At 69.8% G+C, this 16,762-nt stretch carries 15 protein-coding genes; 5 read left to right on the plus strand and 10 right to left on the minus strand.

Annotated elements, in window-relative coordinates; translation table 11 throughout:
• Positions 1–2: 2 nt before the first annotated feature.
• Entirely contained in the window at positions 3–1,112 is a 1,110-nt protein-coding gene (locus ACTWQD_RS06110; RefSeq protein ID WP_443195253.1) for a winged helix DNA-binding domain-containing protein, read from the minus strand.
• A 69-nt stretch (positions 1,113–1,181) separates the two neighbouring features.
• Here ACTWQD_RS06110 and ACTWQD_RS06115 point away from each other — a divergent pair, with 69 nt between their 5' ends.
• Positions 1,182–1,661 (plus strand): hypothetical protein, encoded by a 480-nt coding sequence (locus tag ACTWQD_RS06115; protein ID WP_443195254.1) that lies wholly within the window; start codon positions 1,182–1,184, stop codon positions 1,659–1,661.
• A 44-nt stretch (positions 1,662–1,705) separates the two neighbouring features.
• Here the strand turns inward: ACTWQD_RS06115 and ACTWQD_RS06120 are convergent, their stop codons facing one another.
• From ACTWQD_RS06120 to ACTWQD_RS06135, 4 genes are read right to left on the minus strand one after another with little or no spacing between them, the layout of a single operon-like run.
• Positions 1,706–2,773, minus strand: coding sequence for a UDP-N-acetylmuramate dehydrogenase (locus tag ACTWQD_RS06120; protein ID WP_443195255.1), 1,068 nt, complete (start codon positions 2,771–2,773; stop codon positions 1,706–1,708).
• A gap of 33 nt (positions 2,774–2,806) precedes the next feature.
• Positions 2,807–4,114, minus strand: a complete 1,308-nt coding sequence (locus tag ACTWQD_RS06125) for an MFS transporter (protein WP_443195256.1) — start codon at positions 4,112–4,114, stop codon at positions 2,807–2,809.
• A gap of 15 nt (positions 4,115–4,129) precedes the next feature.
• Complete coding sequence (locus tag ACTWQD_RS06130; RefSeq protein ID WP_443195257.1) at positions 4,130–4,582, minus strand: MaoC family dehydratase; 453 nt, start codon at positions 4,580–4,582, stop codon at positions 4,130–4,132.
• Positions 4,583–4,584: 2 nt separating this feature from the next.
• Complete coding sequence (locus ACTWQD_RS06135) at positions 4,585–5,061, minus strand: FAS1-like dehydratase domain-containing protein (RefSeq protein WP_443195258.1); 477 nt, start codon at positions 5,059–5,061, stop codon at positions 4,585–4,587.
• 160 nt (positions 5,062–5,221) lie between these two features.
• Here ACTWQD_RS06135 and ACTWQD_RS06140 point away from each other — a divergent pair, with 160 nt between their 5' ends.
• Both ACTWQD_RS06140 and ACTWQD_RS06145 read left to right on the plus strand, forming a co-directional pair.
• Positions 5,222–5,599 carry an ArsR/SmtB family transcription factor gene (locus tag ACTWQD_RS06140; RefSeq protein ID WP_443195259.1) on the plus strand — a complete coding sequence of 126 codons (378 nt, stop codon included), beginning with the start codon at positions 5,222–5,224 and terminating at the stop codon, positions 5,597–5,599.
• On the plus strand, positions 5,596–7,257 hold the full coding sequence (locus tag ACTWQD_RS06145; RefSeq protein ID WP_443195260.1) for a SulP family inorganic anion transporter: 1,662 nt from the start codon (positions 5,596–5,598) through the stop codon (positions 7,255–7,257). The genes ACTWQD_RS06140 and ACTWQD_RS06145 overlap by 4 nt, the downstream gene beginning before the upstream one ends.
• Here ACTWQD_RS06145 and ACTWQD_RS06150 read toward each other — a convergent pair.
• The 5 genes from ACTWQD_RS06150 to ACTWQD_RS06170 all read right to left on the minus strand — a co-directional run bounded on the left by ACTWQD_RS06150 (position 7,247) and on the right by ACTWQD_RS06170 (position 12,206).
• Positions 7,247–7,471 (minus strand): DUF3188 domain-containing protein, encoded by a 225-nt coding sequence (locus ACTWQD_RS06150; protein ID WP_443195261.1) that lies wholly within the window; start codon positions 7,469–7,471, stop codon positions 7,247–7,249. The genes ACTWQD_RS06145 and ACTWQD_RS06150 overlap by 11 nt on opposite strands.
• A 21-nt stretch (positions 7,472–7,492) precedes the next feature.
• Positions 7,493–8,434, minus strand: coding sequence for a DUF2797 domain-containing protein (locus tag ACTWQD_RS06155; protein ID WP_443195262.1), 942 nt, complete (start codon positions 8,432–8,434; stop codon positions 7,493–7,495).
• 25 nt (positions 8,435–8,459) lie between these two features.
• On the minus strand, positions 8,460–9,323 hold the full coding sequence (locus ACTWQD_RS06160; protein WP_066436697.1) for an HpcH/HpaI aldolase/citrate lyase family protein: 864 nt from the start codon (positions 9,321–9,323) through the stop codon (positions 8,460–8,462).
• Positions 9,324–9,486: 163 nt separating this feature from the next.
• Complete coding sequence (locus ACTWQD_RS06165) at positions 9,487–10,434, minus strand: aldo/keto reductase (protein ID WP_443195531.1); 948 nt, start codon at positions 10,432–10,434, stop codon at positions 9,487–9,489.
• Positions 10,435–10,499: 65 nt separating this feature from the next.
• The gene (locus tag ACTWQD_RS06170) at positions 10,500–12,206 is read right to left on the minus strand and encodes a glycoside hydrolase family 13 protein (protein WP_443195263.1); all 1,707 of its coding nucleotides are present in this window, start codon (positions 12,204–12,206) and stop codon (positions 10,500–10,502) included.
• A 100-nt stretch (positions 12,207–12,306) separates the two neighbouring features.
• On the opposite strand from ACTWQD_RS06170, the gene ACTWQD_RS06175 reads away from it, so the two are divergent.
• Together ACTWQD_RS06175 and ACTWQD_RS06180 are read left to right on the plus strand one after the other, a co-directional pair.
• The gene (locus ACTWQD_RS06175) at positions 12,307–13,488 is read left to right on the plus strand and encodes an ROK family transcriptional regulator (protein WP_443195264.1); all 1,182 of its coding nucleotides are present in this window, start codon (positions 12,307–12,309) and stop codon (positions 13,486–13,488) included.
• A 193-nt stretch (positions 13,489–13,681) separates the two neighbouring features.
• The gene (locus tag ACTWQD_RS06180; protein WP_443195265.1) at positions 13,682–16,669 is read left to right on the plus strand and encodes an FG-GAP-like repeat-containing protein; all 2,988 of its coding nucleotides are present in this window, start codon (positions 13,682–13,684) and stop codon (positions 16,667–16,669) included.
• Positions 16,670–16,762 lie beyond the last annotated feature (93 nt).

The raw sequence follows: 16,762 nt of genomic DNA on the forward strand, positions 1-16,762 counted from the left end.
CCTCAGGGCGGACCGAGGAATCTCCGGTACTTCGCGGCCTGCAGCTCAAAGGATCTTTGGGCGGCAGGCCGCAGCCCGTTAACGTCGTCGAACGGCTGGGGAACCACCACCACGGAGCCGCGGCTGCGGGATGCCTCCCAGGTGCCCACCACCTGGCCGCCGGAGACAATCGTCTTCCGGAAGACCCCGTTGCCGCCGGGCACGATCTTGTCCGCATGCACGGGCGGCAGCACAATCGACCGGTCCGTGTAGCCGAGCAGGAACTCATCAAACCCGGGCAGCGCCAGCACCAGGCGTCCCGCCGGGACCCCGTCCTCGAGGAGTGCGGCCGTCTCCGGGGAGAGCCAGTAGGCCGTTCCCTCGAACACCAGCCCCACCAGCTGGTCCTTCACCCTTGCCAGCGCCGCGCGGACCTCCGTCAGGGGGATGCCGGACCACCAGGAAAAGTCCCGTTCCGTGGCGGGCCCGTGGCTGCGCAGGTAGCGGAGCAGCCATTCGGCGACGCCGTCCGCCCGGTCCAGGGTCCGCGAGCCGGTGATCCAGTCGTCGAAGGCCACCACCAGCTGCTGGTTGCCGGCCAGCGGCCCCAGCACCAGCAGGCCCTGCTGGCACAACGTCCCCAGCAGGTGGATACCGCGCTGCCCGGCCGTGGGCTGGCCGGCCCGCTCGAAGGCCTGGAACAGTTCCGCCCGGCTGGCCGCTGCCCCGCCGGAGACCAGCTGCAGTGCCGTGTCCGCCGCAGCGTGGATGTCCGCGGCCGTGATGCCGAGTTCCCGGTGGCGTCCGGCCGCGCTCCGGATGAGCCGGCCGGACGTGATGGCCAGCATCCATTGCAGGTCCTCGGGAGCCACCAGGTGCAGTGTCCCGCGCATCGGCCATGACCGGACGATTTCGCCCCGGTCGATGGCGCCGCGGACATCTGCCGCACGGGAGCCGGGCAGCCGCTGGCCCACGGCCCAGAGAGCCGACTGCAGGTCCTGCGCCTGCATGGCCGTCATCCAGCGCACGGCCGCGCCGGGGCTGCGGAACCCGGACCCCGCCAGGCCCTGCGAGGCCAGCCGCAGCCGGCCCAGGATCCCCCGGCTGAGCCGGGCACGTCCCGTGGGTCTCATGCCTTTATGCTAGGACGCCTTCCGGACGGTTCCCAGCCACCTTCCAGCCGGACTGCCTACCCTTGATGGATGACCATGAGTGAGATGTGGCCGCTGCTGCGGCCCCTGAGCAGGAAGCTGGCCCTGCTGGGCTGGGCTTCCAGCGCCGCCGGCATGGCCGCCGGGCTCGCCATTGCCATCGCCAGCGGAACGCGGCTCTCGCCCATGATGAACACCCTGCAGGCGGTGGCCGTGGCGTCCATGGCCGTGGCGGTGGCCAGCTTCGTCACAGCGGCGTCCCTGCAGCCGCGCCAGCCTGCTCACATCACTGCCGACCCGCGGGACGGCTACGATTCCGGTGGCCTCCCGGACACCGTGCAAAGCTTCCTGCTCGGCTCCCTGGCACTGCTGGCCGGGGCGGTGGTCTTCGCCCTCGCCGGGCTGGTGCTCCGCAGCGGGCCCAGCGCCCAGTCGGTGGCGTTCTGCCAGGTGTTCTTCCTGGGCGCGGCCGCGTCCGGTTTCACGTTTATGCTCTTCAGCAGGGTAGCCCCGCAACGCGGCCGGAACTGACCTGCATCTTTCGTACCCGGGCGGAGCCCGCCGGAGGGATGCCCCTAGAGCTCGACGCCGATGAGCAGCGGTTCCGGGTGCAGCTCGATCCCAAAACGTTCGACGACTCCCCGCCGCACCTCGCGTGCGATGGCCAGCAGGTCCGCGGTGCTCGCGTTTCCCCGGTTGGTGATGGCCAGGGTGTGCTTGGTGGACAGCGAGGCCCGTCCGCCGGAGACGCTGCCCGGGTCCAGCCCGAAGCCCTTGCCGTAGCCGGCCTGGTCGATCAGCCAGGCCGCGGAGAGCTTGGTCTGCCCGTCGGCGCCGCCCGGGTACCGGGGAGCATCCTCCGGCAGCCCGGCGGCCACCTCCGACGGGACAATCGGGTTCGTGAAGAAGGAGCCGGTGGAGTAGGTGTCGCGGTCCGCCGCGTCCCACACCATGCCCTTGGACGCCCGGAGCCGCAGCACCTCGCGCCGGACATCGTTGGAGTAGGCGCGCTGGCCGGCCTCGACGCCGAGGGCGCGGGCCAGTTCGGCGTAGCGGATGGGGGCGCTCATCCTGCCGAGGGGAAGCTGGAACTCAACCGTCAGCACCACGTAGCGCGGGGAACCGTCGACGGTGGTCTGCTTCAGGAGCGAGTCGCGGTAGCCGAACTTCAGCTCCGAATTGGTGAAGGTCTGCACGGCATTGCGGTGCCGGTCCCAGGTCCGCACGGCGGCGATGGTCTGGGAGACGTCCGAGCCGTACGCACCGACGTTCTGGACCGGGGTGGCGCCGGTGGCGCCCGGAATGCCGGAGAGCGCCTCGATGCCGGACCACGCGTGCCGCACGGCGTGCTCCACCAGGGCGTCCCAGTTGTGGCCGGCCTGGACCACCACGGCGACGCCGCCGCAGGAGTCTTCGGCGTTGACGGTGAACCCCTCCGAGGCGATCTTCAGCACGGTGCCGGGGTACCCGCCGTCGGACACCAGCAGGTTGGAGCCGCCGCCGAGGATCAGCAGGGGCGTACCGGCGGCGTCAGCCGAACGGACGGCGTCGATGATTTCCGCCTCGGTGCGGGCTTCGATGAAGCTGCCGGCGGGGCCGCCGACGGCGGCCGTGGTCAGGGCGGAAAGCAGTGTCTGGGTCACCCGTCCAGCCTATCCGGGTAACGGTGAAGTCCCCTAAGCGGAGCCCAACGCCGGGCGCGGGGAGTCAGCTGGCTTCCGGGCCACCGGGGACAGCAGGAAGCTGACCACCAGCATCACCATCACGGCCAGCAGCGAGTGCAGGATGCCGACGTGTTCCGCCAGCAGGCCCAGGAGGGGCGGGCCGCAGAGGAATGCGCCGTACCCGATCGTGGAGACCACGGAAACCCGTGCGGCGGCCTTGACGGGATCGTCGGCGGCGGCGGACATGCCCACCGGGAAGCCCAGCGACGCGCCCAGGCCCCACACCGCGAGCGCCACGTACGCCACCCACGGCGCCGGAGCGAAGACGAACAGGCCCAGGCCCAGCACGGCCAGGGCGGCGCACCAGCGCATCACCGGGACGCGGCCGAAGCGGTCCAAGACCACCGTGCCCGCGAACCGGCCGATGGTCATGAACGTGACGAAGAGGCCGTACCCGGCGGCCCCGGCGGCGTCGGACTGGCCGTGGCCGTCGGCGAGCGCCAGCGCCACCCAGTCCCCCGCCGCGCCCTCGGCCAGCGCGAGGCCCAGCACCAGGACGCCCAGCAGGAGCGTCCTGCGGTCCCGCCAGGCCTGGGCGATCTGGCGTTTGTTGTCCAGCGGCTCGTCGGGCCGGTCCGTGGCCGCGCCGATGACCGGAATCGGTCCGGTGGAGGGATCCTCGAAGGTGTCGGGCTTGGACGGCTTGAAGCTCTGCCCGCCCCCGGCCGGTGTGATGTCGGCGCGGAACCAGGACGCGGCCGTGGCAACGGAGCCGCCCACCAGCAGCCCCGCGGCGGTGAAGTGCACGAACACGGGCAGCCCCGTTCCGGCAGCCCAGGCGCCCGCCGCGGCGCCGGCGACGGTGCCGAGGCTGAACGCGCCGTGCAGCCTGGGCATGATGTGCCGGCGGACGGCGCGTTCCACGGCGGCGCCCTCAACGTTGGAGGCCGTGTTCCAGCTGGCGGTGCCGAGCCCGATCACCGCCAGCCCGGCGGCGACCACCAGCGGGTTGACCAGGACGGACGTCCCCAGGCCCGCCAGGACCAGCCCCGCTCCCACCATGATGCTGCCGATCCGGATGGTCTGCTTCGACCCGAAGTGCAGGACGATCAGCCCGGATGCGGAGACCGAGATGAAGGACCCCAGGGTCATGCACAGCAGCAGCAGCCCGATGTTCGCCGGGGTCAGGTCCAGCCCGTCCCGGATGGCGGGCAGCCGGGACACCCAGGTGGCGAAGGCGATGCCGCTGACCGCGTAGGCCGTCACCACGGCATTCCGCCAGTGCGTGACCTCCGCGGACTGGCCGGTGCGCACGCTCATCGCATCGCCATAGGGTCAGGCCAGCCTGACGACGGCCTGGGCCTTCATGAGCACTTTCTGCCCGGCCGAGACGACCGTCAGGTCGACGCGGGCTGTGCCCGCGTCGGCGTCGAGAGCCCCGATGGCGCCGCTGACCTCGATGACGGCGCCGGCGTCCGGGGTGCCGGTGGTGTCGGCTACCGGGACGGGCTTGGTGAAGCGGGTCTGGAAGTCGACGACGGCGGCGGGGTCGCCAGCCCAGTCGGTGACGAGCTGGACGGCGGAGCCCATGGTGAACATGCCGTGCGCGATCACGCCGGGGAGTCCCACGCCGGTGGCGAAGGCCTCGTTCCAGTGGATGGGGTTGAAGTCGCCGGAGGCGCCGGCGTACTTGACCAGGTCCGTGCGGGTCACATCAATGCTGCGGCTCCCGATGTCCTGGCCGACGGTGAGTTCTGCGAACTTGGGAGCAAAAGATGCTGTGCTCATGGCTACTGTCCCTCTCCGCGGACCAGGATGGACGACGTGGTGGTGGCGACGGCCTCGCGCGCGCCGGTTGCGGCGGCGTCGGCGTCGGTGAGGGCGAAGATCTCCGCACGGGTGGTGATCATGGCCCCGCCGCCCATCGCGCGGACGCCGTCGACGTGCAGTTCCGCGACCAGCCGGTCCCCCGCCACAATCGGACGGTGGTGGATGAAGCGCTGGTCCGCGTGGACCACGCGGGAGAAGTCGATGCCGGACGCGGGGTCCTCGATCAGCTGGGCGTCCGCCCGCTGCGCCACGATGATGGCGAATGTCGGGGGTGCCACCAGGTCGCGGTGCCCCAGGGCCTGGGCCGCCTGCACCTCGAAGTGGGCGGGGTGGGTGGCCTTGACCGCGCGGGCGAACTCGCGGATCTTCTCGCGGCCGACGTCGTACACCTCGTGGGCAGGGTAGCTGCGCCCCTGCAGATCCGGATTGATAGTCATGGCTCCAGCCTATCGCCCGGCCCCCGGCGGCCGCGCCGATGACAGCGGCACCGCCAGCATGACAAAACTACGGTATGATGAAAACATCATTCCATCATTTCGCTGTGGTTCCGGGCCGGAGGGCCCATTTCCCGCGGCGGCGAGAAGGCACAGGCAGCACATGATCACACCGGCGCAGACCCCCCTCTACGAGATCAAGGCGAACTTGTTCAAGGCCCTGGCGCATCCGGCGCGGATCCGCGTGCTTGAACTCCTGTCCGCCGCGCCGGACCATTCGGCCCCGGTCAGCTACCTGCTGGCCGAGACGGGCCTTGAGGCCTCCCACCTGTCCCAGCACCTCGCCACGTTGCGGCGGCACGGGGTGGTGACCTCGGTCCGCTCCGCGAACGCGGTGACCTACCGGCTGGCCCATCCGAAGATCGCCGAACTGCTGGCCATTGCCCGGACCTTCCTGCTCGACAGCCTGGCCGATTCCAACGAGCAGCTCAGGCTCGCCCAGGGGCTCCCCAGCGAGCATCTGCAAAGCACCGATTCATGAGTGCCGCGCCGGGTCAACTGGGCCGGTTCCTGCCATCCCGCCGCGACTACGGCGGGTTGCGCTCCGCCTGGAAAACGGACCTGCTGGCGGGCATCACCGTGGGGATTGTGGCCCTGCCGCTGGCGCTGGCCTTTGGCGTGAGCTCCGGCGTCGGCGCCGAGGCGGGGCTGATCACCGCCGTCGTGGCCGGCCTGGTGGCCGCCGTTATGGGCGGCTCACACGTCCAGATTTCGGGTCCCACCGGAGCCATGGTGGTGGTGCTGGCCCCGGTGGTGGCCGCCCACGGCGCCGGCAGCATCGCCCTGGTCTCCCTGATGGCCGGGCTGCTGGTGGTCATCCTGGGCATCAGCGGGCTGGGCCGGGCGGTGGCCTTCATCCCCTGGCCCGTGGTGGAAGGCTTCACACTCGGCATCGCCGCGATCATCTTCCTCCAGCAGGTCCCCCTGGCCACCGGCACCGAGGGGATACCGGGCCACAACACCCTCCTGGCTGCCATCGAGAGCGCCTCCCAGGCCACCCTGCCCACTGTGCTCCAGACGCTCGGCGTCGTGCTGGGGGTTGCCGCCGTGATGCTGCTGCTCCCGAGGCTGAACAAGGCCCTGCCCGCAAGCCTGATCGCCGTCGTACTGGCCACGGCGGCGGTGGAACTGCTGCAGCTGGACATTCCGCGGATCGGCGCCCTGCCGCATTCCCTGTCCGCGCCGTCCCTGCCGGCCCTGGATCCGGCGGCGCTGGGCGGCCTGCTGATGCCTGCGGTCTCGATCGCGATGCTGGCCGCGATTGAATCCCTGCTCTCCGCACGGGTGGCCGCCGGCATGGCGGGACCCGACGGGAGGCCGTCCGGGGCCTACAGCCCGGACCGGGAGCTCACGGGGCAGGGTCTCGCCTCCATCGCGGCGGGATTCTTCGGCGGCATGCCGGCCACCGGCGCCATCGCCCGGACCGCAGTCAACGTCCGGTCCGGGGCCAGGACCCGGTTCTCCGCGATCGTGCACGCCCTGGTGCTGCTGGCCATCATCTACCTGGGGGCGGACCTGGTGGGGAAGATCCCGTTGGCGGTCCTGGCCGGGATCCTGATGGTCACGGCGACCCGGATGGTGTCGCGGCACACGGTGACGGCCATCCTGCGCTCCACCCGTGCCGATGCCTTCGTGTTTGTCCTGACCGCGCTCATCACCGTGGCCTTCGACCTGATCGTGGCCATCGAGATCGGGCTGGTGGCCGCGGCCCTCTTCACGCTGCGGACGTTTGCCTCGCTCAGCGGGGTCAAACGCGAGGAGATCCCGGGCCCGCCTGAACCGGGGGACGAACATATTGCGATCTTCCGGCTGGACGGTGCCATGTTCTTCGGCGCCGCGGAGCGCGTGCTGCAGGAGATCAGCCAGGTCAAGGACATCCAGGTGGCCATCATCCGCCTCTCACAGGTCCGGATGCTCGACGCCACCGGGGCGCACACCCTGGTGGAGGTCATCTCGGCGCTGGAGCTGCGCGGTGTGACGGTGCTGCTGAAAGGCGTCCAGCCGCAGCACCTCGAGCTCGTGACCAACGTGGGGGTGATCCGGTCGCTGCGGCACCACAAGCACCTGTTCGCGTCCCTGGCCGACGCCGTGGAGCATGCCCGCAGCCACGTCCGCCGGAACGCCGCCGCTAGCGTTTGAGGTTTTTGCGGATCGCCTGGCCGCGGACCACAATGCCTGCGATGTGCAGCACCAGCCCCGCGCCGATCACAGCCAGGGAGGCCACGGCCAGGTCCTGGTTGCCGGTGCTGTTGCCCATCAGGTTCAGGACAATCCCGATCCCCAGGAGCCCCATCGCGCTGAACACCAGCACTTTGTAGGTGGTGGACGCGGTCTCCCAGAATTCTCTCAGCACGGTGCCATTCTACTTGCCGCGTCAGAACAGGGACTCCTGGACGGCCGGAACATCCGTGCCATGGTCGCCGAGCTCGATGCTCCGGGCTTTCAGCTGGCCAAGGTTGACGATGAAGCCAAGGTCGGCACCGTCGAGCCGGGCGAGGGCGATACTGCCGCTCAGCGAGTCGATCCGGAACCCGTGGGCCCCCGTGCTGAGCTCCTGCGGGTAGGCGTGCCGGGCCGCCGGTGCACAGGCCGCGTCCGAGAATCCCGGCCGCGGCCATACCTCGTCCACCACCTCGAAGCCGCCTCCCCCGGCGCCGGCCAGCAGCCCGCGGACCTGCCCGGCCAGCCTGCTGTTCAGGGCATCCAGGCCGGCAGCGGGGGCAGGACCGGCCAGTGCCGCGGCCTTGGCGGCTGACCGGACCTGCTGCGGGAGGCCTGCGTCGCGGGTCACCATGTCCTCCAGGAGCCGGACGATCCGGCCGTCGTCGGCGCGGGCGACGTAGCGGGCGACGACGGCGCCCTGTTCGGCGAGCCGCTTCCACTTGCGCAGGTCCGCGGCTGTGCCCACCTTGCTGCCGCCGGCGGCAAAGGTGGCGACATAGAGCCAGTGCGGCTGCATGAGGTAAGCCCGCAGCCCCGGCGGCACCCGCCCGCCTCGGTGGAAATCGTGGATGAGCCGGGAATCGTCCAGCACGAAACACCGCTCGCACTGGCTTCCTTTGACGGCCCGTGCCCGGGCCGGGCAGAGGACGTGGTCGCGGTCGGCGGGCCCGTGCACCTTGTGGTGGCCCAGGCAGTGCTTGCCGGCGGCGGCGAGGCGGAAGCCCAGGCGGGTTCCGGCGTCGAGCGGCAGGTCGGTGAAGCCGCCGTCGGGGTCCTGCAGGCGCATCACCGGGTGCCCGGCACTGGAGCTCCCGGTGTCCCCGGGTTCTGCATCCCAAAAGACCCCGTGGACCAGATAACGGGTATCGGCCACGGGGTCTCCTTGGGTTCAGGGCGGGCTACAGGGCCGGCTGCACCCCAAAGGCTACCGCGAGCTTCATGATCTTCTCGGCGCGGCCCAGGCGGGGCAGGTCCGAACCGTCGCGGATCACGCGGCCGTTGGCTTCAAAGTCGGCCATGAAGTCGGTGGCCCAGGCGACGTCGGACGGCGTGGGGCTGATGACCTCGTTGATGACGTGGGTCTGGTCGATGGCGAGGCACAGCTTGCCGGTCATGCCCATCATGACCGTGATGCCGGTCTGCTCGCGCAGGATGGGGTGGTTGGTGCCGACGGTGGGGCCGTCGATGGGGCCGGGCAGGTTGCCGACGCGGCTGGCGACCACCAGTTTGGCGCGCGGGTAGGCCATGGCCTCGGGGGTGGCTGCCATGCCCGTGTCGCGGCGGAAGTCGCCCGAGCCGAAGGCGAGCCGGAACGCGCCCTGGGCCCTGGCGATGTTGTTTGCTTCCTCGATGCCGACGGCGGACTCCACCAGCGGGATGACCGGGGTCTTGCCGTCCATGCGGTGGAAGCTCTCGGTGACCTGGTCCGCGGACTCGGTCTTGGCGAGCATCACGCCGAGCAGCCCGGGGGTGCCGCGGAGCCCGGCGAGGTCGTCGGCCCAGAAGGGGCTGGTGGCATCGTTGATCCGGACCCAGGCGTTGCCGCCGGCGGTCAGCCAGTCCACGACGTTGGCGCGGGCGGCGTCCTTCTGCGACGGATCCACCGCATCCTCGATGTCCAGGATGATGGCGTCCGCGCGGGAGACAGCCGACTGGTCGAAGAGTTCGGTCTTCATGGCGTTCACCAGCAGCCAGGAGCGGGCGATGTCGGCCGGGATGTTGCGTTGAGGCCGGACAGTCCCGGCGGTGGTGGTGGAGGTCATGTATCTACGCTAGCCGTTCCGAGGTGTCCGCCGCGAAGTATTCCGGCCCCCGCAAGCGACCATTACGACCAAAATCACATCCCGGCCCGGCCAACCGGCAGCCAGGGCCGTTGCCAGACTGCACAACGGCCCTGCCTGCCGGCTGCCCCGGGTGGGAGGAACCTCAGGGGATGTTGCTGCCCCGCGCCGTCACCCAGAGCCGGTACCACTCGGTCCGGGTCATGGCCTGCGCCACCGCGGCCGCGCCGGCGCAGGCCCGGATCCGCTCCGGGTTGGCGGTGCCGATTACGGGCGCGATGCCGGCAGGGTGCCGCATCAGCCAGCCCAGCAGGACCGCTTCCCCGGTGGTGTTCTTGCCGGCGGCCAGCTGCGCCACGAGGGCAGTGGTGGCTTCCTCCGCTGCCGACGGGGCCGCGGCTGGCGCCCCCGTGTAGAGTCCGCGGGCCAGGGCGCCGTAGGCCTGCAGCGTGATCCCATGCCGGACGCAGTGCTCCACGGTTCCGTGCGGGAAGCTGTAGTCCGTGCCCTCGGCATGGTTGACCAGGACGGTGCTTTCCAGCCAGGCGCGCTTGAGCAGGCTCATCTCGAGCTGGTTGGCGACCACCGGGGTCTCCAGCCGGTCCTGCAGGACCTCGATCTGCGCCCCGGACATGTTGGACACGCCCAGCGCACGGACCTTGCCTTCCGTCATCAGCTGCCCGACGGCGGAGGCCACCTCCGCGGGGTCCATCAGGGGGTCCGGGCGGTGCAGCATCAGCACGTCCACGTAGTCCGTGCGGAGCCGGGCCAGACTGCCGTTGACCCGCTCCAGGATAGCGTCCCGGCTCAGGTCGTAGTACGTCTTCAGCCCCTGTTCGTTCAGCCGGATGCCGCACTTGGTCTGCAGGCGGATGCGTCCGCGCAGCTCCGGGGTGGCCGCCAGGACCTCGCCGAACACGGCCTCGGACTTGCCGGCACGATAGATGTCGGCGTGGTCGAAGAGGGTGATGCCGGCGTCAAGGGCAGCGCTGACGGCCGCAGCCGCCTCGTCCACGTCAGCGGACGAGTACGGCTCCGGCGACCAGCTGCCGCCCAGGCCCATGCAGCCATAAATCAGCTCCTGGGCAGGGATCAGCTCCTGGGCCTGGGCCTGGGCCTGGTCCTGGTCCTGGGCCTGCGTGGCACGTTCCGGGGAACTCACCGCAGCCAGACGGTGGTGTTACCCGGGAGGAGGTTCTTCTCGAGCGGTCCGCTGCTGAGCAGCACCGTTCCGGCGGGCAGCTCCACGGGCTCGTCGCCGAAGTTGGTGAGGGTCTGCCAGCCGCCGGGGCGGCTGAAGTGCAGCACGTCGGGGCTGGCCGTGGTGTGCCATTCGAGTTCCTCGGAGGTCTGCAGCTCGCGGCGCAGCTTCAGTGCCTTGCGGTAGAACTCCAGGGTGGAGCCCTCCACGCCGTCTTCGGCGGCGACGGCGTAGCGGCCGAACCAGGCCGGCTGCGGCAGGTGCGATCCGCCGTCGCCGAATCCGAAGGAGGGGCCCTCCGCGGTCCAGGGCAGCGGCACGCGGCAGCCGTCCCGGCCGATCTCCACGCCCTTGTTGCGGAAGAAGGTGGGGTCCTGGCGTTCGGCGTCGGGGATGTCCGCGACTTCCTGCAGGCCCAGCTCCTCACCCTGGTACAGGTAGGCGGAGCCCGGCAGGGCCAGCATCAGCTGGGTGGCCGCGCGGGCGCGGCGCAGGCCGAGTTCGGCGTCGAGCTCCTCGGCCGGGGCGCCGGCGAGCAGCCAGCCCTTCCCGTCCTGGCCCTTGGCGTGCTTGCCGCCGCCCTTGGGCAGGCCGTAGCGGGTGGCGTGGCGGACCACGTCGTGGTTGGAGAACACCCAGGTGGACGACGCGCCGGATTCGGTGGCCTCGGCCAGGTTCCGGGTGATGATCTCGCGGAATTCCTCGGCGTCGAAGTCGGCCTGCAGGAGGTCGAAGTTGAACGCCTGGCCCAGGCCCTCGGGGCTCGCGTAGCGGCCGCGGCGGCTGGCGTGGACCCAGGCCTCGGCGACGGCGGTGCGCGGCGGGTTGTACTCGTTGAAGACCTCGCGCCACTCGACGTAGATCTCGTGGACCTCGTCGCGGTCCCAGAACGGGTGCGAGCCGTCGTCGAAGCCGTCGGTGCCGGAGTTGGCCTCGCTGAGTTCGACCTTGGAGAGCAGCGGTTCGGTGAGGTCCTTGGTGAGGGCGTGGGCGACGTCGACGCGGAAGCCGTCCACGCCGCGGTCGGACCAGAAGCGCAGGGTCTTGAGGAAGTCGTCCCGGATTTCACGGTTGGACCAGTTCAGGTCGGGCTGTTCCTTGGCGAAGATGTGCATGTACCACTGGCCGGGGGTGCCGTCCGGTTCGGTGATGCGTTCCCAGGCCGGGCCGCCGAAGACCGATTCCCAGTCCGACGGCGGGATCTCGCCGTTGTCGCCTTTGCCGTCGCGGAAGATGTAGCGCTCACGCGCGTCGGAGCCGCGCGGGGACGCGAGGGCTTCCTGGAACCATGCGTGCCGGTTCGAGGAGTGGTTCGGCACGATGTCCGCGATCAGCTTGATGCCGGCGGCGTGCAGGGCGGCGGACATCTCGTCGAAGTCCTCGAGGGTGCCGAGTTTGGGGTCCACGTCGCGGTAGTCGTCGACGTCGTACCCGCCATCCGCGAGGGCCGAAGGGTAGAACGGGCTGAGCCAGACGGCGTCGATGCCGAGTTCCTTCAGGTACGGCACCTTCGCGGTGATGCCTTTGATGTCGCCCAGGCCGTCACCGTTCGAATCGGAGAAGCTGCGCGGGTAGATCTGGTACACGGATGCCTGGCGCCACCAGTTGGGATCGGCGGCGAGGTCGGAACCGGACAGGGTTGCCAGCGTGGCGGTGTTGGACAAAGGAAATCCTTCGGGGCTCGGAACTGGGTCTGATATTTTAGATACAAGCTAAATATATTGCCTGAACAATTATGGGTCCGGATCAGGAAGAGGTCAACATTTGAAGCCGACGGCTGCCGCCGCCACGCCCCAGCTCCTGCGCCGGGTGAACGCCCAGTCGGTGCTCGGCTTCATCCGGAACACTGAGTCGGCCACGGGCACGGAGCTGATGACCCACACCGGGCTGACGCGGGCATCGGTGATAGCCGTCTGCGAGGACCTGATCCGGCGGGGCTGGATCCGCGAGCTGGCCGCCCGCGGCGACGACCAGCCCGCCGGGCCGCGCAAAGGCCGCCCGGCCCGGCGCTTCGAACTCAACGCGAGGGCAGGATTCGTGCTGGGGATCGACATCGGCGCGGCAACCACCACCGCCGCGGTCGCGGACCTCCGCGGCACCGTCGTCGGGCGCTCCAGCGAGGGCTTCCGGGCCGCGGACATCCCCGCGGCGGAGCGGATCGACGTCGTCGACCGTGCCTGCCGTGAGGCGCTGGCGGCCGCCGGAACCGGGCCCGGTGCGGTCCTGGCCGTCGGGGCCGGCATTGCCGCGCCGGTGGACCGCGACGGCAAGGTGCTGGTCACGCAGCACTTCTGGAGCCTGTTCGACGTCGGGCTCCGCGCCGCGCTGCAGGACCTGCACGGCTGGACCGTGCTGCTGGAAAACGATGCGAACCTCGCCGCCCTGGGTGAGCGCTGGCGCGGATCCGGCGCCGGCGTCGACGATCTGGTGGTGCTCCTGGCCGGCGAGCGGCTGGGCGCCGGCGTGATGGAGTCCGGACGGCTGCTGCACGGCCGCGGCGGCGCGGCAGGCGAAATGGGGTACCTGGACCTTGTGGAGGGCGTCGGCTCCAGTGACGGCATCGCCAGCCTGGCCCGGCAGTGGTCCGCGGCCGGCGGCGGCCCGGTGGCGGGAGGTCCCGCGAGCGCCCGTCGCGTCTTTGAAGACGCCGCGGCCGGGGACCCTGCGGCACTGGCCATCCTGGACAGGATCGCGGACCGGATGGCCCGGGTCATTGCCACGGTGGCGAGTTTTATCAATCCGGAGCAGGTGGTGATTGGCGGCGCCGTGGCCGAGTCGGCGCAGGCGCTGGCGCCCGGCATCACCGCGCGGCTCCCCCGGCTGACGGCGACACCCCCGCGCGTCACAGTCTCGCCGCTGGGGGACTCCATTGTGACGGTCGGCGCCGTCCGGCATGCCCTGGACTTTGTCGAGGCGAACGCCCTTGAGCTGGAGCTGAACCCGTAACTTCCGGTCGGTGCAATCCGGGGAGGGGCTGTGGCTTAGCTCAAGATTCGGCAACGATTCGCTACCTTAGACGAAAGTTTGCAGCAAGTTACCTGATCTGTTGGCGTGGCATCCGTAGACTGACCTCACTTCCCGGTCTCCCGGCCGCCCCGCTGAGCCTTCAGCGCGGCGGCGGTCTCATGAAAGACATCAAGTGAACTCAATACGGAAGACGACAGCGCTTCTGACGGCGTTTGCCGTCACTCTTGCCTCGCTCACAGCGGTGACGCTGTCGCCGGCCCTCGCTGATCCGATGCCGGCGACGTCGTCGCAGACGACGGCGACGGCGGCCCCCACGGCAGCGGCGGCCACGGCGGCTCCCACAGCTACGGCGGCACCGGCCCCGACGGCGGCACCGACGGCAGCGGCGGCCCCCACGGCTACCGCGGCACCGGCGCCGACGGCGACAGCCGCGCCGGCGGACACCGCGCCGTCGACGGCCAGCACGGCCCCCCTGGACGAGCACGGCCATTCGGTCTACTCCGAGGCCTCCGGGGACAAGCCGCTGATTGCCCACACGTTTGAAACTCCGCTTCCCACCGGTCCCAAGGGCATCCCGGTCCGGAAGAGCTCCACCGAGGCGTACTCGCTGTCCCGCAGCGGCGATATCAAGGTGAAGCTGGTCATGGTGCAGCTGGCCGACCGGACAGCCACGATTCCCGAAGCGGATGCCCGCGCCGCGATCGAGACGAGCAGCACGTACTGGCAGGCCATGTCGAACGGCAGGCTCTCCATGAGCGTCGCCAGCGTCGAAAACCGGACCAGCAAGGCCACCTCCACCCAGAGCTACTCCTCCATGATGAACACCATCACGGCGGAGATCGGGTGGGTAGCCAGCCCCTACACCGCGCTGGTGGTCTTCGTATCCACGCCCACGCTCTCTGACGGGGCCTACGGCGCCGGCTGGAGCACCAACGGCACCAGCGGCCGGGTTCTCATGCCGCTCCCGGCGACGCTGACCAAGAGTGTGCTGACGCACGAATTCGGCCACGTTTTGGGCCTGATGCATGCCAACCGGCTCCGCTGCGGGGACGGCGCCGTGGACACCGCCAGCAACGCGGACGGAACCTTCGCCAACCGCACCTGCGGTATCGAGGAATACAAGGACAACCTGGACCTGATGGGGGTATCCCAGGTGAGCCAGCCGGTGGTGAGCTCCCCCATGTACGAATACGGCGGTTTCGGTGCCGGCAGCGAGGTCAGGAACCTGGGGAAGGTGGAGGGCCGGAACTCCTACCAGCTGAAGGCCTGGGGAAGCGCGGACGCTTACCGGGGCATCAAATTCACGGACCCCGTCAGCGGGGAAACCTACTACCTCGAACTCCGCCTGCCGATAGGGAACGACGCGGCGACGGCCCTTGGCGGCAACCGCGGCGTCAAGGTGCTCCAGTCCTCCGGTGCCGGCTCCATCGCCCTCCAGCCCAACACCACCACCTTCAACGGCTACTACAGCTACAACCAGACCTGGCAGCCGGGGCAGACCTTCAAGACCCATGCCGGGACCAAAGTGACCATCGACTGGATCTCGAGTTCCGGCGCCGGGATCACCATTGACACCCTCCCGGCCGCCAAGCCCCTGCTGGTGGCCCCCGGCGACTTCAACGGGGATGGGATTTCCGACCTCATCCAGCGCAAGGTCAACGGCGAGCTCTGGCTCTATCCGGGTGACGGCACCGGCAGGTCCCGGGCCGGCCAGCGGATCGGGACCGGCTGGCATATCTTCGACACCATCCTCGGCACCGGGGACTTCAACGCCGACGGCAAAAACGACTTGGTGGCCCGGAAATTCGACGGCTCACTGTGGTTCTATGCCGGCACCGGCAATGTGTCCGGCGGCGGCGAAGGCTACCTGTCCGGGGTGAAGATCGGCGACTACGGCTGGGAAGTCTTTACCTCGCTGCTGGGCGTCCGCGACTTCGACGGTGACGGCAAACCGGACATCCTGGCACGCCGGCCGGACGGCATCCTGGTGCTGTACCCCGGCACGGGCACGGGCCGCCCGGGAACCCCGCGCAGCATCGACACAGGCTGGGAAATCTTCGACCAGCTGATCCCGATCCAGGACTTCAACGGCGACGGCACCAACGACCTCGCCGCCCGGCTTCCTAACGGGGATCTGTTCCTGTATTCGAACTCCGGCCCGGCGAAGCTGGTCAACCCGGCGCAGATCGGGACCGGGTGGGACATCTACAACACCATCACGGGCACCGGCGACGCCAACGGGGACCGCACCGCCGACATCGCGGCAAGCCAGCCCGACGGCAACGTCTTCTTCTATGCCGGAACCGCCATGCGGGACGAGGGCTATGGCAGCGCACGGAAAATCGGCGACTACGGCTGGGAGGCCTTCAACTCCCTGACCGCCGTCGAGGATTTCAACGGGGACAAGATTGCCGATCTGCTGGCCCGGAAGCCGGACGGCACCCTGTGGTTCTACCCCGGCACCGGGAACGGGGCTTACGGCACTCCGCGCAAGATCGGCAACAGCGGCTGGGAGATGTTCGACGCGCTGGTCAGCGTCCGCGATTTCACCGGTGACGGCAAGAACGACCTGGTGGCCCGCAAGCCGGACGGAACCCTGTGGCTGTACCCCGGCACCGGCCGGGTGGACGCCACCAACCAGGGCTACCTGCCGGCCAAGAAAATCGGCAACGGCGGCTGGAGCGGCTTCACTGCGCTCACCGGCACCGGCGACCTCAACGGGGACGGAAAGAACGACCTCGTGGCCCGGAAAGCGGACGGCTCGCTCTGGCTGTACCGCGGCACCGGCACTGTTGACGGCACCAACGAGGGCTACATGGGGGCCGTGAAGATCGGCGAGTTCGGCTGGGAGGTCTTTGACCAGCTGTTCGGCCCCGGGGACTTCAACGCCGACGGCAAGAACGACCTTCTCGGCCGGATGGCGGACGGAACCTTGTGGATGTATCCGGGCGACGGCACCGGCAAGCTCGCCGCGCCGCGACGGATCGGGACGGGCTGGCACGTGTTCGACACCATCCTGGGCGCCGGAAAGCTGAACTCGGACGGGTTCCCTGACCTGGTAGCCCGCCAGCCGAATGGTTCGCTCTGGGCCTACGCGGGGACGGGCATGCAGCCCAATGAGGGCTACATCGCCCGTATCTTCGCCGGATCGGTGTCCTAGGACCTGAGCTGCGGCTCGGCGCTGAGGAGCGCCAGAGGATGAGAAAAGGACCGGTTCGCGCAGCGATCCGGTCCTTTTCTGTTGGGTGCCTGC

This window comes from Pseudarthrobacter sp. 1C304 (assembly GCF_052245515.1).
Taxonomy (GTDB): Bacteria; Actinomycetota; Actinomycetes; order Actinomycetales; family Micrococcaceae; genus Arthrobacter.

Bases quoted from the DNA above. Each gene is read 5' to 3' on its own strand.
- ACTWQD_RS06110 (WP_443195253.1), bottom strand. From the start codon at position 1,112: ATGAGACCCACGGGACGTGCCCGGCTCAGCCGGGGGATCCTGGGCCGG.
- ACTWQD_RS06115 (WP_443195254.1), top strand. From the start codon at position 1,182: ATGACCATGAGTGAGATGTGGCCGCTGCTGCGGCCCCTGAGCAGGAAG.
- ACTWQD_RS06125 (WP_443195256.1), bottom strand. From the start codon at position 4,114: ATGAGCGTGCGCACCGGCCAGTCCGCGGAGGTCACGCACTGGCGGAAT.
- ACTWQD_RS06130 (WP_443195257.1), bottom strand. From the start codon at position 4,582: ATGAGCACAGCATCTTTTGCTCCCAAGTTCGCAGAACTCACCGTCGGC.
- ACTWQD_RS06135 (WP_443195258.1), bottom strand. From the start codon at position 5,061: ATGACTATCAATCCGGATCTGCAGGGGCGCAGCTACCCTGCCCACGAG.
- ACTWQD_RS06140 (WP_443195259.1), top strand. From the start codon at position 5,222: ATGATCACACCGGCGCAGACCCCCCTCTACGAGATCAAGGCGAACTTG.
- ACTWQD_RS06145 (WP_443195260.1), top strand. From the start codon at position 5,596: ATGAGTGCCGCGCCGGGTCAACTGGGCCGGTTCCTGCCATCCCGCCGC.
- ACTWQD_RS06160 (WP_066436697.1), bottom strand. From the start codon at position 9,323: ATGACCTCCACCACCACCGCCGGGACTGTCCGGCCTCAACGCAACATC.